General features: G+C 41.4%; 16 protein-coding genes. 3 read left to right on the top strand and 13 right to left on the bottom strand.

Annotated features, from left to right (window positions below):
* On the bottom strand, positions 1-1194 hold a 1194-nt coding region (locus DC345_RS29970; protein WP_113056246.1), incomplete at its 3' end, for a sensor histidine kinase.
* Positions 1195-1685: 491 nt separating this feature from the next.
* On the opposite strand from DC345_RS29970, the gene DC345_RS32380 reads away from it, so the two are divergent.
* Complete coding sequence (locus tag DC345_RS32380; RefSeq protein ID WP_113056245.1) at positions 1686-2327, top strand: phosphatase PAP2 family protein; 642 nt, start codon at positions 1686-1688, stop codon at positions 2325-2327.
* 70 nt (positions 2328-2397) lie between these two features.
* On the opposite strand, the gene DC345_RS29960 is transcribed toward DC345_RS32380, so the two are convergent.
* On the bottom strand, positions 2398-3255 hold the full coding sequence (locus DC345_RS29960) for a hypothetical protein (protein ID WP_113056244.1): 858 nt from the start codon (positions 3253-3255) through the stop codon (positions 2398-2400).
* A 170-nt stretch (positions 3256-3425) separates the two neighbouring features.
* On the opposite strand from DC345_RS29960, the gene DC345_RS29955 reads away from it, so the two are divergent.
* Together DC345_RS29955 and DC345_RS29950 are read left to right on the top strand one after the other, a co-directional pair.
* Positions 3426-4094 (top strand): response regulator transcription factor, encoded by a 669-nt coding sequence (locus DC345_RS29955; protein WP_113056243.1) that lies wholly within the window; start codon positions 3426-3428, stop codon positions 4092-4094.
* Positions 4094-5485, top strand: coding sequence for a HAMP domain-containing sensor histidine kinase (locus DC345_RS29950; RefSeq protein ID WP_113056242.1), 1392 nt, complete (start codon positions 4094-4096; stop codon positions 5483-5485). The genes DC345_RS29955 and DC345_RS29950 overlap by 1 nt, the downstream gene beginning before the upstream one ends.
* A gap of 137 nt (positions 5486-5622) precedes the next feature.
* Here the strand turns inward: DC345_RS29950 and uptA are convergent, their stop codons facing one another.
* From uptA to DC345_RS29895, 11 genes are all read right to left on the bottom strand, one after another.
* Positions 5623-6219: an undecaprenyl phosphate transporter UptA gene (uptA, locus tag DC345_RS29945; protein ID WP_113056241.1), complete on the bottom strand. Its 597-nt coding sequence runs from the start codon at positions 6217-6219 to the stop codon at positions 5623-5625.
* Between the two features lie 207 nt (positions 6220-6426).
* Positions 6427-7179: an iron ABC transporter ATP-binding protein gene (locus tag DC345_RS29940; protein ID WP_113056240.1), complete on the bottom strand. Its 753-nt coding sequence runs from the start codon at positions 7177-7179 to the stop codon at positions 6427-6429.
* Positions 7176-8240: an iron chelate uptake ABC transporter family permease subunit gene (locus tag DC345_RS29935; protein WP_113056239.1), complete on the bottom strand. Its 1065-nt coding sequence runs from the start codon at positions 8238-8240 to the stop codon at positions 7176-7178. The genes DC345_RS29940 and DC345_RS29935 overlap by 4 nt, the downstream gene beginning before the upstream one ends.
* On the bottom strand, positions 8237-9253 hold the full coding sequence (locus DC345_RS29930; RefSeq protein WP_113056238.1) for an ABC transporter permease: 1017 nt from the start codon (positions 9251-9253) through the stop codon (positions 8237-8239). The genes DC345_RS29935 and DC345_RS29930 overlap by 4 nt, the downstream gene beginning before the upstream one ends.
* Before the next feature lie 19 nt (positions 9254-9272).
* Entirely contained in the window at positions 9273-10286 is a 1014-nt protein-coding gene (locus DC345_RS29925) for a siderophore ABC transporter substrate-binding protein (RefSeq protein ID WP_113056237.1), read from the bottom strand.
* Positions 10287-10558: 272 nt separating this feature from the next.
* The gene (locus DC345_RS29920; protein ID WP_113056248.1) at positions 10559-11239 is read right to left on the bottom strand and encodes a response regulator transcription factor; all 681 of its coding nucleotides are present in this window, start codon (positions 11237-11239) and stop codon (positions 10559-10561) included.
* 266 nt (positions 11240-11505) lie between these two features.
* Positions 11506-12738: a staphylopine family metallophore export MFS transporter CntE gene (cntE, locus tag DC345_RS29915; RefSeq protein WP_113056236.1), complete on the bottom strand. Its 1233-nt coding sequence runs from the start codon at positions 12736-12738 to the stop codon at positions 11506-11508.
* Complete coding sequence (locus tag DC345_RS29910) at positions 12735-13595, bottom strand: ATP-binding cassette domain-containing protein (RefSeq protein WP_113056235.1); 861 nt, start codon at positions 13593-13595, stop codon at positions 12735-12737. Before DC345_RS29910 ends, cntE begins: the two co-directional genes overlap by 4 nt.
* Positions 13596-13609: 14 nt before the next feature.
* On the bottom strand, positions 13610-14425 hold the full coding sequence (locus tag DC345_RS29905; protein ID WP_113056234.1) for an ABC transporter ATP-binding protein: 816 nt from the start codon (positions 14423-14425) through the stop codon (positions 13610-13612).
* Complete coding sequence (gene nikC, locus DC345_RS29900; RefSeq protein WP_113056247.1) at positions 14388-15269, bottom strand: nickel transporter permease; 882 nt, start codon at positions 15267-15269, stop codon at positions 14388-14390. Before nikC ends, DC345_RS29905 begins: the two co-directional genes overlap by 38 nt.
* Before the next feature lie 4 nt (positions 15270-15273).
* Positions 15274-16215, bottom strand: coding sequence for an ABC transporter permease (locus tag DC345_RS29895; RefSeq protein ID WP_113056233.1), 942 nt, complete (start codon positions 16213-16215; stop codon positions 15274-15276).
* Positions 16216-16225: the final 10 nt, after the last annotated feature.

Raw genomic sequence — 16225 nt, 5'->3', positions numbered from 1 at the left:
ATCCAGCGTATTCATCAAAAAGTGTGGGTTGATCTGGTAAAGCAGCTTTTCAATTTCCAGATCTGCCCTGCGTTTCTCTTTCAACTCTACCTCGGAATATAACCTCGCAATATGCGCCTTCATCCGACCGAATTGCGTCAGCAGCATTTCGAATTCCGGAATGCGCGAGTTCGCATCCACCACGTTGAAATTGCTGTTAAGCATCTGCTTCATTTCCCGGTGGAATTGGGACAAGGGTCTGTATACCATTTTCCACAACAACCAGCCGATGGCCAAACTAACTGCAGCAAACAGCAAGGTTAACAGAAACATCTGCATCATCCAATGGTTTTTCTCCTGATTGTAATCCGCCTTGGAGACTAGGGAGACCACGCTCCATCCCTGGTTGCTGTATTGCCTGTACCAGTAATAGCCTGAAGCGATTCCTGAAGTTGACACAGCAAGCGAAGTATCGTCAGGAACCGAAAACGTTGTATTTTCGGGAAAAACATCCTCTAACTCGCTGTAAGAGACCCTTCCATGGTTATCCAAAATGAGATGGGCCGTATTTTTGCTGATACCGTCTAAATCAAGAATGCTTTGCGTTAGCTTGAAGCTGGATTCACTGTATATGTAGGCATCATCACGTTCCGGCAAATCCACCTTTCGCAATGCCGAAAGGACGTATTGATCGTTAAACCTGTCGTTGCTGATATGGGGCCCGAAATAAGTGATTCCATAATAACTGGCCATGATCGGCAGCTTGTCTGGATCGAATGAATCCTTTACTCCCATTGTTTCAAATAGATAGATACCGTCATCGCGGAAATAGTACATGGATAACCCAATATTGGGATTGGTAAATGCAATTAGGTTCAACTGGTATTTGATCTGGTCGGTCAAATCACTGCGGTCATAAGGTTGATCCGCAATCATGAGCTGCTCCAGCTGTTTGCCGATGCTTCCCTCAAAGGCGAGCTGTTGGGATACATGATTCAGGTTGCTGAGCGTATTTTCTAGGGATAACGTCACCTGTTTCAGATTGTTCTGAATGCCGGATTGTAATTTGGTTGTCAGAATGGAATTGATCGTACGGTAGGATAGGTAGCAGGAAAAGAGGAATGGAATGAGGGCTACGGCCGAAAAAAGAAAAAGAATTCGATTTTTGAGAGAGATTCGCTCGATACGAGACTTTCGTACATGATCTGTGTTCATGCATTCATCTCCGCTTCCGAGGTTTCAACACGCCGATATGGCGGAACCAAACTCCCCTGTAAAACACAAGGTCCTTCTGTCCTGCCAGGCTCAAAACCCCCGTTATGTTAGGTTACCATTCAATGCATTGAAACAATCGATTTGCTTGGATGGCACCTCTGTACAAGCTCAATTATATGCTTGGTATTACCTACTTAATAGGAGTGGAATGAACCAATTTCTATAAAATATAACACAATGAAAGGGTTCACATATCCCCCCCATTTACTCACAGGATAAAGAAGAACACCAACCTGTATTTTGCTCAAGCCTCTGTTATATAGACACTGAAAAAGCCTCCAACCAAATTAATCGCAGATTTTGTTGCTCCGCTTAAGAATAATATGATCTCGTTTATTAAGATTTTTTTATTCTTCTCACAGAGAATTCTTAACAAACAAGAGTAGACTGGTGAAACGTTAAAGCGATTAAATACATTGCATGGAGGAATTATGTTTAATATGTCTAATTTCAAGAAAATACTTCCAATCCTCATACTTCTCGTTTGTTTTACTAGCTTCGGTGTGGATGTTTTGAGTATCTATAACAATCACATTCGCAATTTTGACCAAAGTGTTGGATCATGGATTCAAGGTTTCGAGACACCTGCAATAACAAGCCTAATGAAGTTGTTTACGGACATTGGCGGAGGGTTACCATTAATCATTATCATTCTTTTGGCTCTCTTCATTATGTATCGATATTTGAGTTACCACAAAGAACTGGGCTTCTTGATTGGTGTTATGGTTGGCTCTACTGTGTTAAATGCATGCCTCAAATTCCTATTTCACCGAGATCGACCACTCATTCACCGGATCATAGATGCTCATGGTTACAGTTTTCCGAGTGGTCATTCGATGTCTGCTTTTAGCTTCTATGGTGCTTTGTCTTTTATGCTCTGGAAACATGTGCCTACATTGGTGGGACGTATAATCTTAGTTCTGATAAGTTCCTTTTTAATTCTTGGAATCGGAATCAGCCGCATATATCTGGGTGTACATTATCCTAGCGACATCATTGGAGGATATTTTGTAAGTGCCTCTTGGTTAATACCCTGTTTCATGTTGTACAGGAAATATATAAAGCGAGAATAACAGCTCAACGAATATTCTCATAGACCTACAAATTTAAATACATGGATTCCTTAATGGACACCTGTGCTTATTACTTCCCTAAGGCTTGGATGATTTTAGTAGCCGTACTTGCCATTCCCTTGTTCGATGCCATAGCTGTCAGCAGTTTAGATTGATTTTGTTCATTCATTTTTTTTATTACTTGGATTGTAGTATCTGAATCCGTCTTCATCATTTCCTGAATCAGTTTGGCTGCTGCAGTAACTGGCATATCCGAATAAAGATTAGATAGATCTTGTATCGACTTGTTTTGTGTATCCTTTGCCTCAGAATGGATTTTTTTCTGTAAAGCTGCAAGATCCTTATCTTTTACGAGAGCCCGCGGTTTTATTTGAGCTGAGACATCTGCAACAACAGCAGGATCCATTTTACTCCATATTTTCGATCTTTCTTCCGTCGACATCTCTGTCATTGCATAAACGATCGTTACAGTGGACTGCTTCTCTAGAATAGCTGCTGCTTTGTTTGGCATCATTGCCGCATACACTTTTGCTATATCTTTTGCTTCGGCAATGTGTACACCTGCCTCGAGAGTTTCCTTGGACGGTATAATCGTGCCCGCATTATTTGTTAGCGTTGTACTCGGCATTTGCCTGTCTGTTTTCGTCGGTTTTGGTTTAACATCCGTAACCAGTGTCGGTTTAACTTCTGAGGGATTGTTACTTGATGAACCGCTCCCACCTAACGCAGTAAAAAACAAATCCTTGGTAGCAGGTACCTTTAGGACTGTATACCCCACAAGTACGCCCAACATGACTAAAATAAACAACCAAATTTTCCATGCAGATTTCTTTTGATTTGGTTTCTTTTTAGTTTTTTTCTCAATGGTTTTCGCTTCACTTTCCATTCCGGTATGTACTGCTGTTCTGATTTTTGTGACTTGACTCACGTCATCACTTCCTTGTTCATAATTTAATTAGTTCACTTCAAATCCAAGTGTATACAATCTTTCTTAAGAGACAATAAGAAATAAAGCATCCTTTTTAAGGATTTTCTAATGTAATCGTTATAAACTCAGATAGACCAGAAGAATCCATACTAAAGGGACCGATGACAATCATGAAAAACATTTTACTGATTGAAGACGAAAAGAATATTGCGAGATTTATTGAACTTGAACTCAAACATGAGTCTTATCTAGTGACCGTGATTCATGACGGACGTAAAGGATTAGATCAGGCGCTTGAGGAGGAGTGGGACATGATTATTCTTGATTTGATGCTACCCAGTATCAATGGTATGGAGGTTTGTAGAAGAATCCGAAGAGAAAAAGATACGCCCATCGTAATGTTAACAGCCAGAGACGGTGTAATGGACAAGGTGATGGGACTCGATAGTGGAGCAGATGACTACATTGCCAAACCTTTTGCTATTGAGGAACTACTGGCTCGTATGAGATCACTGTTCCGCAGAGCTCTTTCTAAAGAAGAACGGCCGTTTCTTGTATTTGATGACCTAGAATTAGAACCTGAATCCCGCACTGTGCAAAAAAAAGGAAGACAGATTGATTTGACTAAGAGAGAATTCGACTTGCTGTTTATTTTAATGAAAAATATGGGACGTGTAATGACTAGAGAGATGTTGCTTGAAAAAGTCTGGGGGTATGATGCTGAGGTAGAAACAAACGTTGTAGATGTTTACATCAGTTATTTGAGAAGTAAAATCGATGACATCGAATGTCCCAGTATTATTCAAACCATTCGTGGATTGGGGTACAAAATACAGTAATGCGACATATTAATCTAAGATTCAGCCAACTGCCTATTCGCTGGAAATTGGCTACTTGGTCATTTTTCTTGTTAAGTACCCTCTTCATTGTCTATAACGTAGGACAGTATTTTGTCCTCAGTCAATGGTTGATTCATCAAGAAGAAGATGCCATTCGAACAAAAATGCAGGAGATCAAAAGCCATCTAGTTGAAAAAAATGATACTACATTGATTCAGAAAAGTCGTGGATTCATTGATGATGTCATTCAAATGAATCAAATGGTGCGGATTCTCGATGAACATGGTTATCCAATATTATCAGTATCAAATCACCTATCAGAAGATTGGGTGACACCACAAACAACGGTTTCCGACGAAGTAATTACCATGTGGCATCATGACGACCATTTGTTGATTATGCGAAGCCCACTCCATTTAGGTTCATGGATGGGAACCATTGAGATCGTCAAAAACATGGAAAATGAAGATAAGCTCAGCGACAAGATGCTCATCGTTTTGCTCGCCGGTGGAGTAGGCGCCGTTTTGTTAAGTGCTGTTGGAGGTGCTATCTTATCACGCACCTTATTGAAACCTATTACAGCCATGAACAAAACGATGGATAGTATTGCCCAGAAAGGTTTGCACGAACGTGTACGTGTAACTGGTCATCATGATGAGCTTGCTGATTTGGCATTTACCTTTAACCGATTAATGGATCAGTTGGAATGGTCTTTTGAACAACAGAAACAATTTGTGGAGGATGCCTCCCACGAGTTGCGGACACCACTTACTGTTATAGAAGGTCATATTTCTTTGTTGAATCGATGGGGTAAACATGATCCGAAAATTCTAGAAGAATCCCTACAGTTATCTGTGCAGGAATTGCAACGACTTAAAGCGCTTGTAAAAGAACTGCTCGACTTAAGTCGTGCAGAGTCTGAACCCATAAGCAAAGAAGATTTCTCTACTGAAATTCATCAACTGATCCTGTACACAATTAATCAGTTTTCAGTTCTACATCCAATGTTTGTTTTTGAACAGAATATCAATCAAGCCAAAGGATTGAATGTGCGGATACCTCCTCAACATTTGGAACAGATTCTGATGATTTTACTGGATAACGCTGTGAAATATTCGAATGATTCCACCTGGATTAAAGTAGCAGTTCAGCGATATGAAGGAGCAGTTGGTATAGAAATAACTGATAAAGGTATAGGGATACCAGAAGAAGATCTCCCTCACGTTTTCAATCGCTTTTACCGAGTTGACAAAGCCAGAAGCCGAGCTGAAGGTGGGTCTGGATTGGGACTTGCCATCGCGGAACGCTTGGTAAAACGATATGACGGAAGAATTCAAATTTTGAGTAAAGAACATGAAGGGACTACAGTTCAGATCTTTTTTCCTTGTTAAGGATGCACCGTAGAACGAACCCAAAGATGTAATTCGTGTTGTGCCCTACTGTAATTAGTTAATAAAAAAAAGACTTTACTCGCATAGTGCCAGTAAAGTCTTTTTTAAGATGCTCAAAGTCAACTAATTCAAGTTACCTATTGAACTTTCTTGTGTCTAATAGTTTTAAACACAACGTAGATAAACATCAAACCGACAGCTCCCCATAAAAAAGGTTGTGTATATGGGGCGGCTATCTCATTAATATTTTTCCAATTCTCGCCTAATGTTTTACCTAGAAATACGAATAGAATCGCCCATGGAATTGAGGCCAAGCCTGAAAAAAGTAAAAAAATAAAAATATTCATTTTGGCAATACCTGCTGGAATGGAGATTGCTTGTCTAACAACAGGAATAAAGCGCGAGGTGAACACCACACCAACTCCATACTTCTGGAACCAGCGTTCAGTCATATCCACGTGCTTGGATTTTATATGCAAATATTTTCCGTACTTATCTACTAGCATTCTTCCTCCGTATCTTCCAATTGCATACAAAATCACATGCTGCAGCAAACACCCCAGTGTCCCAAAAATTACTGCCTCAACCAGACTCAATTGTCCGTGATAAACTAAATAACCTGCATAAGCTAAAACAATTTCACTTGGAATAACTTCAAGCGTCATACCCAGCAAAATCCCCCAATATCCCATCCCCGTGATAACTTCCAATATTTGATTAATGATATCTCCCATGGCTATTCCTACCTTTACGTTTACTTAATCCGTACACCCAATAGAACTATATCAAACTAAAATTGGAATTTGATTAAAATTGATATTTGTTTTACTTTTGGATATTAATTTCAATTCAAATAAAGAATAGGGATGTAAGCAATCATCTCTAAGAAGACTGTTTACATCCCTATCCCTATCATAAAATGATTTCTCAGAACATTGTAACTAATAAATCGCTATGGGCCCATAAGGACCCTCGATAATTTCTATTTTTGTTTCAAAAATATCTGTCAAAATTTCTGAATTCATAATCTCTTCTACTGTTCCAAAAGCGGCAATTTGACCATCTTTCATAGCACAAATCCGATCAGAATATTTGGCTGCAAAATTGATGTCATGCATAACAGTCAGAATGGTTCTTCCAAATTCCTTTGCAGCAAGCCTCAAATGTTCCATCATTTGAACAGAACGAGCAACATCAAGATTGTTCAGCGGCTCGTCCAAGAGCACATATTCCGTTTCTTGGCACAGAACCATTGCTACATATGCCCTTTGCCTTTGCCCACCAGAAAGCTCATCTAAATATCTATTTTCCAGATCAGTCAAGTCTAAAAAGTCGATATATTTAGAAATAATAGCCTCATCTTCTTTCGTTAATCTTCCCTTTGAATAGGGAAAACGCCCAAATCCAGCTAGCTGTCTAACAGTAAGCCTTGTAACAAAGTGATTCTCTTGTCGCAAGATAGTCACAATTTTGGCTAAGTCTTTTGATTTAGATTCAGAGATATCCATGTCCGCCACCATAATTTGGCCTTCATCTATACCCAAAAGTCTTCCAATCATCAAGAGTGTCGTAGACTTTCCAGCACCATTTGGCCCAATTAAAGAAGTAAAACAAGCCTTTGGTATTTCAATATTCAAGGGTCCTATTTTCACCTTATCGGCATACAGCTTTCTTGCGTTATCAATCTTTATCATAAAGCCCTCTTCCTTAAAATCACAATTAAGAATATGATTCCACCAAACAGTTCGATTATGACTGAAACCACACCTTGTGCATTGAATATATGATACATCAAAAAGTAAGCACTTGTTATGATCAAGAATCCGATAGCAAGAGCCATTGGAAAAATATATCTGTGATCATAAGTTGGCGCTGCTTGATAACTCAAAGTTGCAATTAAAAACCCATAGAACGTTAGTGGTCCAACCATAGCCGTAGAAATTGACATCAAAACGGCAACTAATATAAGTGTATAAATTATACTTGCTTGATGTTTTACTCCAAAAGTAGTAGAGACATCTTTTCCAAGTGATAATACATTTAACTTCTTAGCAAACGCAATTAGAAGAAATCCTGCAATAATCACAATTGGAATGGCAACAGGATAATATTCAGAATTCGCATTATTCACAGAACCAAATAATCTTGCCTGTAAAATATCAAACTCAGACGGCGCAAGAAGTCTTCTCATAAAAGTTGACACAGATCTCAGTCCAGCTCCAATAATAATTCCCACCAAAAGCATAAGTTGCAGATTTCCATACTTTCCAGAAAGCAACCATCCATAAAGGATTAAACTCATCAAGACCATAACAATAACCTGAAATGCAAAGGATCCAATACCAGTAAAATTGATGAATGCACCAGCACCAAAGAAAAATATTGTACTAGTCTGAATGGTTGAGTATAGTGACTCGAATCCTAAAAGTGAAGGAGTTATTATCCGATTGTTCGTAATCGATTGGAAAGCAACGGTCGACAAACTCTGACAAATCGCAGCAATAATCATTGCAACAAGAGCATCTACCCTTCTTCTAACCACTGGAATAAAAGAAGGAGAATCAATGGGAACTGGATTGTTATAAACTAAAAGTCCATACGAAGAAAGTACACCCAAAACAATCAATGTGATCAGCAAAATCCAATACCGCTTCTCTTCTTTCTTAGAACGAAAAGCTCTGGCTGATCTTTTTACATTATGGAGGCTGGAATCGATTTCGACATTTTCTTTATTTCTATATTCCAATGTGGTCATCTTAGCCTCCTTTGTTTCCTTTGTCTCAACAAAATAAGAATAAATACGATTGCCCCTACGGTTCCAAGGATCAATGAGACCGGTACTTCAAAAGGCTTGATAATGGTTCGAGAAATGATGTCGCAAACCGTTATAGTACCCATGCCTATCACACATACCCAAGGCAAATTACTCCTAAGATCATCGCCTCTGAACATTGAAACAATATTGGGTACAATCAAACCTAAAAAAGGCAAGTTTCCGATCACTGCTGCAACAATTCCAACTGCAAGAGAAATAAGACCCGTACCCACAAAAACAATCCTATTATAGTTCGCTCCAAGACTTGTTGCGACATCTTCCCCTAGTCCAGCTAACGTCAATCGATTAGCATACATAAAAATAAGAAAAGTAACGATAACAATCAGCCAAAGATATTCATATCTTCCAGCTTGAACAGGCGCAAAAGAACCTACAAACCAGGTTTCAATATTTTGTGTCATTTGAAAAACAAGCCCGATAAAAGTGGAAAATGCAGAAATAACTGCTCCAAGCATCATCCCGATAATAGGTACAATCAAAGACGAACGAAGTTTAACTCTTTTTAAAAATAAAAAGAAAACCATCGTTCCTATAAAAGAAAAAAGGATTGCACCAGTCATTCTTTGAACTAAAGTAGGTGCAGGAAATAATAAATAAACAGAAAGAAGTCCCAACCCTGACCATTCAATAGTTCCAGTTGTGGTAGGTTCAACCAAACGGTTCTGTGTAATAAGTTGCATTACAAGTCCCGCCATGGACATGGCAGCTCCAGTAAGCATTAGAGCAGCTGTTCTTGGAACACGAGTGATGAAAAACATTTCCATTCCATCCTCTTGTCCGCGTATATCATACGCTCCAGTAAACAATGATATAATACTTAAAATAAAAACAACTATAATCGCTAATATAAACGGTTTTGTCCATATCTTATTGTACTTATAAAGCCGAGGTTGAGAAGTGTTCTCAACCTCAGCGATTATATTTTTCGGCACTATGTTATACTCCTTTAAACTACTTAGCTAAAGTGTTTGCAAGGTTTTCAAATACCTCTATGAAAGTTTGGATAGATTCATTGGTGTATGTGTCATTTGGCGCATAAACAATCTGCCCTTTAGAAATAGCAGTTACGTTTTTAAGGGCAGCTGAATTATTAATAACATCCTGCGCTGGAACGGCATCCGTTGTAGAAGATACTGCAGCATCACGATCTAATACGAGAAGCCAATCCGGATTGCTTTGTGCAATAGCTTCTACAGAGATCTCGTCTCCTTTATGATCAGAAGTAGCATTTTCGATTTCCAGGGCTGGTTTCCATCCAAAAATATCATACATGGGTCCCCACACACGTCCGAAATGCGGAGCTGAGAAGCCGATATTTCCACCTGCAACTTCAACCCCCATAACGGTATCCGTTCCATTATAAGCTGACTTGGCATCTGCAATTGCTTTATCGAAATCAGCTACCAATTGTTTAGCTTCTTCATTTTTATCAAAGATTTGTCCTAAAGAAATGGTAGCATCCTTAAATCCATTTACGAAGTTTTCTCCAGGCGTATCCGCTTCCTCAGAAACATCAAAATTAAGATCAATAACAGCTGCGTTCGGCACTAATTTTTTTATTTCATCATAATAGCCAGCAAATCGTTGCCCGATAATGACAAGTTCAGGGTTTGCCGCTGCTACAATTTCAAGATTGGGTTCACGGTGATTTCCAATATTTTGAACGGAATCATCACTTACATATGGTGAATCCGCAGGCATAACGTCCTTTGGAGCAGCTGCTAATGGGATACCCCAATCTGCTAAAGTTTCAAAAGTTCTGCTATCTAAAGAAATCACATTTTTAGGGTTTACTGGAACAGTAACCGTACCATGAGCATCAGTAATTGCAACCGTTGAAGCTTCAGTAGATGTACCTTCTTGTCCATTATTTTCAGTGTTACCATTTTCATCACTCGCACTTGAACAAGCTGCTAACATCAACACAAAAATTGCTAAAAAAACAGTTAATTTAAAATTTCTCATTCTTCATACTCTCTCCTTAAATAAACGTTATAGTACCTGAGCTCACTCACAATCAATCTTGGAATCCGCAACATCTACTGATTTAAATCCACCAACCATTGTAGCGCGCATTACTTAGTTAAATTTTTCTTTCCCCCTTGCAAATGCTTTTTCTGAAAAATGATTAGCAATAGTCATCTCTATCCGCTCTAATTGCTATTGATAATCATTTTCATTTAAACGCTCTGTGGAACAGTATAACTATTAATTATGTGAAAATCTTGTGGAAAATTTTACTTTTCAATCATTGAATAGCCTCTACCATGTATGGTTTGAATGTATCTGTCTTTCTTCTCGCATTTTAGTTTTTTTCTTAGATACCCAATATATAAATCTACTACATTTGGATTTACTGCTGCATCATATCCCCAAACCTGATTTAAAAGCATTTCACGGCTCAATATTCTATTTTTATTCTTGATTAAAAACACAAGTAAATCGTACTCGCGCTTAGTGAGGCGGAGATTCTCATCCTTTTTTTTCACAATACTACTGGATACATCGACGAAGAGTTCTTTAAACTGATAAAAATGTGTATCGCTTGACTGGATGCCGTCTCCTCTTCTTAAAATAACTTTTATCCTTTCTACTAACTCTTCTTTTGCAAATGGTTTTCTTATATAATCATCTGCTCCAGCTTGTAGTCCTGCTATGCAATCCTTGCTGGACACATTGTCGGTCAAGATGATGATCGGTGTCGTTTTAACCATTCGGATTTGTCTGCAAATTTCCGGTCCAGATATACTTAATGAATCCCAATCCAATAAAATAATGTCCCACTCATGCTCGTATACTATATCTAAACCTTGAATTTCATTATGAAGTGTTAAACTGAAACATCCTTCTTGCTTTAGACCACTTACGATTTTCTTCGCCAAAGACCGTTTGTTCTTAATCACCAGTACCTGCTTCACCTTTCTAAACCCCTCTTTCAATATTACTCATCTCTTGACCTTACTACGATTGAGGAATTTTTGTCAAAATAGAGGAATCTATAGGCTCTAATTTCTGTCCAACCCATATATCTGGTGAATTACAGGTGGTTGATTGCTTTTCGGCATAAAAAAAACCCTTCTGGTTAACAAGATTAATCCATCTTTCCAGATGTCTTTTTATTCTTGTCTTCTAAAAGGGGATATTATCAATTTGTTGTTTTTTAACGTCTTAACTACAGTGCTTTTCAATGATCGTCATTCATCCAACGATTACTCATGGCAACAAGGATGGCAATACTGAGTGAAACTCCCGCAGAGATCAAGAACATGGATGTGTAACCGACATGGTCTGCCGCCATACCTAAGACGATGCTACCAATCACGGTTCCAAGATCGGACATAGAGATAAACAGACCCATCCATATTTTTCGTCGTTCTTGTCCAAGTACGATGCTCAGGTAAGCGGCAAGAACGGGATACATGTTTGCGATCCCATAGCCGATTGCGATGCCGCCCACATACATCACCCATGTCATGCCTGTATAAGGGGCAATGGCAACCAGTGCCAGACCTATCGTAATTGAAACCAACAATAAACCCACATAAAAGGAATGCCAATTTCCGTCCGAAGGCAGTCGCTTACGCAGAGCAAATCTCGTTGTTACGACCACTCCTGATTGTATGAAAAAAAATACCCCCGCATTGCCAATCCCGGTCTGCACCACGTACAAAGCCATGAAGGCCGTTATCGCACCGAATCCAATCGTTGTGCTTATCATCACGAGGCTGCTCAGAATGAAATGGCGGTTCCAGAGCGTGGCTTGTATGCTCACAGTAATATCGCTCTTTCTTGTCTTCTGCTCCGAGGAACGGATGGCCACAGTAATGCGTTTCGTGTCTCTTCCAGTTCCATAGGCCGATATGAGAGTCAATCCGCCAAGAACTGCAAGGCCCGCATAAAATCCGTTCATTCCAGCTTGGTCCCAGGCGATCCATCCCAGAGCAGGCATCATAACCGAGGGCAACAAACCAAACAGCAAATACAGTGACAATCCCTGAGTTCGGTCGCGTTCAGGTAGCAGGTCCATCACGGTCATTTGTACAACCAGTGAGAAAAAGGCGGCTACGGCGCCTTGCAAACCCCTGATGAAGATAAGAGGAACATTGCCCTGCCACACGTACAAAAGCAAAACGCACAGATGCCCCGTTAAGATGATAGGTAAAATTCGGGTAATCCCGATTCGCTCAACCACTAATCCCGCCCATGGTCGCAGCAGCATGCTAACCAGCAAATATGTACCCACGATTATGCCAATCCTATCGTTACCCAAACCGACGCTGCGCGAATAAAGAGGCAATATCATCTGAACGAAGGCGTTTGCACTGTAAAACAAAAAAGTCAGGGCGTACAAGCGCAGCAACGCGGGGGAAAATACGCCGCCGTTGTAGGTGTCTGTCAAAACTTCGCTGCGATTCATGCCCCTGCGTCTTCTCGCTGCTCTGTGTCATGAAGAAAGTACCTATCCTTGCGAATCGTACCGAGCTCCGGACGTTTAGAGAGTGAAGCGTCCAACAACTGCTTAACTGCTGACTCTTCGGATGCCTTCATTTCAGCCTTCGTTGAAAAGCTCCCGCACAGGTTACCCTTATCCAATACGGTCCATCGGTCACACAGTGCAAAAGCAGCCTTTAGATTGTGCGTGATAAATATATAGGACATGTCCCTTTGTGCCTTTAAATCTCGTAAAACGCTGATAATATGCACCTGGTTGGCGACATCTAGGCTACTGACAGCTTCATCAAGCACGATGAAGCTGGGGTTAGAAATCATGGCGCGCGCGATGTTGATGCGCTGCAGTTGTCCACCGCTAAATTCTTTCGGTAACTTGTTCATGACAGTTGTAGGCAACCCTACCAAGTCAAGAGCTTCGCAGATACGATAAGTCTTCTCCTTGGTGGTTAGCCGCTCAAAATTGTCGAGCGGCTCTGAAATGATTTGTGCTGCCGTCATCCTAGAATTGACCGAAGAATAACAATCTTGAAATACGGCTTGGACATGCTTCCGCAATTGTTTCTTCGTTCGTTTGTCGCTCGTATACATGTCCTTACCTTGAATAAGTACGGAGCCCGATTGTGGCCGCTGTAAGCCTAGCATGATTTTCCCGAGCGTACTCTTGCCTGCACCACTTCCTCCCAACAACCCAATGCATTCTCCTGCCTCCAGCGTTATGGAGACATCCTTCACCACTGTTTGAGGCCCCTGTTTCGATTTCCGCAAGAAGCCGTGTGCAGTGTCATAAGCATGCGTAACGCGGGAAAGTTCCAGCAATGCCATGTTTACTCCTCCGTTCAGTCATTCAGCCGGCTTCGCAGCAATTCCTGAGTGTAGGCATGCTGCGGCCGATTGAATATGGATAATACGTCGTTATGCTCCACAATCCGCCCTTCCTTCATGACAATAACTTCATCTGCCATCTCTGCGATGACATCAAAGTCATGCGTAATGAGCAGTATAGCAACGTTTTTGTTCAACCTTAACCTTTCGAGTTCCTCCAGTACGCGGTATTGATTGATCGTATCCAGGGCGGTAGTCGGCTCGTCCGCAATGACGATGGAGGGTGACAAGCTCATCGTGAGTGCAATCAACACACGTTGCAACATGCCACCGCTAAGCTCGAATGGATACCTTTTGAGAAGTCCGGCCGGATCTGGAAGCCTTACACTTTCTAGAGCTTGCAGAGCCAGACTCAAAGCCTCTCTTTTGCTGCAATGGGAATGCGTACGAATCGTTTCGACAAACTGGCTTCCGATGGTATGGACGGAAACCAGTGCATTCATTGGATTTTGCACGATATAACCTATATCGTTGCCACGAATGGTCCGTAGTTCCTTTTCGGTCATACTGTTCAGTTCCTTACCTCTTAACCTGATGCTACCGTTGAGGCGGATGCTGGAATCAAGTAGTTGAAGAATGGATCGACAGGTCAGCGTTTTTCCACTGCCGCTCTGACCTGCGAGACCAATGACGCGTCCTGGCTGCAATGAGAACGAAACGTGGTGAAGCAACCGCTGAGAGGATCCGTTAGAGATCACATCGGCACAGACATCATGAAGTACGAGCAATGGTTCAGATGTTACTGACTTTGCGTGATGATTTTCTAACATGGAATCCGCTCCTTTCCTTCACCTTTTTGACCCCAAGCCATTGGGATAGCGATTCGCCTAATACATTGAACGCCGTCACTACCAGTAAAATACACATTCCAGGGTACAACATTAGCGAGGGATGTTCTCGTAAATAGCCGCGTCCCTCATTAATCATTGCTCCCCATTCAGCGGTCGGAGGCTGGATGCCCAGGCCCAGGAAAGAAAGGGCTGAAATATCCATGATGGCCCACCCCATCTCAAGCGTACCAATCACCACAATCTGCGGAAAAATATGTGGAAAAACATGTCTTCTCAAGATGGTTAATCGACTGGAGCCGCAAATGGTAGCAGCCATCAAGTATGGCTCTGAACGCAGTTGCTGCACAAGGCCTCGGGTCATACGTGCATAGTACACCCACTGTACCAGCAGCAGTGCAATAATGACCTGATAAATGCCCGGTCCTAACATGCCAACAATGCCTAACACAAGAACCAGGTTCGGAAATGCAAGCATGCCATCGCAAATTCGCATGAGCAGCTGATCCAACCATCCACCTACATAGCCGGATAACATGCCGATCGATACGCCAACGAGCACTGAGACAGAGAAGACGCCTAACACCAATCCAAACGAAATGCGGACGCCATAGATAAGTCTGGATAATACATCTCTGCCCAAATGGTCCGTACCCAGCCAATGCTCTGCTGAAGAAGGCAACAGCTTAATAGCCATTCCAATCTTATACGGGTCGTGAGGCGCTATCCATGGAGCAAAGACGGCTGTTACCGCACAAATACCCAAAAACAATATGCACAAGCCTACGACCAACCGTTTGCCGAAAACTAAACCTATTAACTTCATGATGTCACCTGCCCCTTTCTTGCAAGGAAAGCCTCGGATCGGCAGCCATATGTAGAAGATCGGTTAACAAACTCGTGCACAGATAAAGACAGGCAGCAAAAAAAACATAACCTTGAATAACAGGTAAATCACGGTTGAAGATCGCTTCAACAAAAAAACGTCCCAGACCTGGCCATGAGAATACCTTTTCGACTATAATTGTTCCGGTGATTAACCTACCCAGATTCATACCGAATCCGGTAATGACCGGCAGAATGGCTATGCGGACCACGTGTTTGAGCATGATGCTGTGTGGTTTCAGTCCTCTTGTATGTGCATAGTCCACATATGCATGTTTTAACTGCTCTAGAATACTCTCACGGAACAGCCGCGCATAGGTTGCCACAAGTGCCAGAGCCAGAGTCAACGATGGCAAAATTAAATGCTGCCACGTGCCCTTTCCCTCTACTGGAAGCAAGTCCCACTGGAGGGAAAACACATAGATCAGTAAGTAACCCAACATGAATTGTGGCAGTGACGCTCCGATATAGGAAAGGAAGCGAACCGCGTAATCTATCCACTTCCCGGCGTGAACTGCAGAGAAATAACCCAGTATTACGACGGTGATAAATGCTATTGCCATACTGGTTCCGGCTAATTGCAGTGTTGCTGGTAGCCGACTCCATATTTCTTCCCAAACGGATTTGGATGACAAGTATGACGTGCCAAGGTCCAACTGCAACATATGAACAGCAGATTGCAAGTACTGAGACATAAATGAATTGTCCAGTCCCATTTCTGCCCTTTTCTCCTGCAACATTTGTGCGTTAGGTTTGATATGAGCTGCCGAGAAGTAAGCCTCCGCAGGATCAACCGGAGAGAGCCTCATTAGCACAAACGCTACGAAAGTAGCGAACAGCACGAGCGGAATCAGCGTTAGTGCTCTTTTGAAAATATAACCTGCCATGAGCGGCCCT

The sequence above is a fragment of the Paenibacillus taichungensis genome (assembly GCF_003287275.1).
Taxonomy (GTDB): domain Bacteria; phylum Bacillota; class Bacilli; order Paenibacillales; family Paenibacillaceae; genus Paenibacillus; species Paenibacillus taichungensis_A.
The sequence above is the reverse complement of the archived record's forward strand: the minus strand, read 5'-3'. Positions and strand labels throughout refer to the sequence as shown.

What these genes read in the sequence shown, in the direction of transcription:
- cntE (WP_113056236.1), bottom strand. Translation starts at nt 12,738, where the DNA reads ATGAATCGCAGCGAAGTTTTGACAGACACCTACAACGGCGGCGTATTT.
- DC345_RS29955 (WP_113056243.1), top strand. Translation starts at nt 3,426, where the DNA reads ATGAAAAACATTTTACTGATTGAAGACGAAAAGAATATTGCGAGATTT.
- DC345_RS29950 (WP_113056242.1), top strand. Translation starts at nt 4,094, where the DNA reads ATGCGACATATTAATCTAAGATTCAGCCAACTGCCTATTCGCTGGAAA.
- DC345_RS29935 (WP_113056239.1), bottom strand. Translation starts at nt 8,240, where the DNA reads ATGACCACATTGGAATATAGAAATAAAGAAAATGTCGAAATCGATTCC.
- DC345_RS29895 (WP_113056233.1), bottom strand. Translation starts at nt 16,215, where the DNA reads ATGGCAGGTTATATTTTCAAAAGAGCACTAACGCTGATTCCGCTCGTG.
- DC345_RS29925 (WP_113056237.1), bottom strand. Translation starts at nt 10,286, where the DNA reads ATGAGAAATTTTAAATTAACTGTTTTTTTAGCAATTTTTGTGTTGATG.
- DC345_RS29910 (WP_113056235.1), bottom strand. Translation starts at nt 13,595, where the DNA reads ATGGCATTGCTGGAACTTTCCCGCGTTACGCATGCTTATGACACTGCA.
- DC345_RS29940 (WP_113056240.1), bottom strand. Translation starts at nt 7,179, where the DNA reads ATGATAAAGATTGATAACGCAAGAAAGCTGTATGCCGATAAGGTGAAA.
- uptA (WP_113056241.1), bottom strand. Translation starts at nt 6,219, where the DNA reads ATGGGAGATATCATTAATCAAATATTGGAAGTTATCACGGGGATGGGA.
- DC345_RS29905 (WP_113056234.1), bottom strand. Translation starts at nt 14,425, where the DNA reads ATGTTAGAAAATCATCACGCAAAGTCAGTAACATCTGAACCATTGCTC.
- DC345_RS32380 (WP_113056245.1), top strand. Translation starts at nt 1,686, where the DNA reads ATGTTTAATATGTCTAATTTCAAGAAAATACTTCCAATCCTCATACTT.
- nikC (WP_113056247.1), bottom strand. Translation starts at nt 15,269, where the DNA reads ATGAAGTTAATAGGTTTAGTTTTCGGCAAACGGTTGGTCGTAGGCTTG.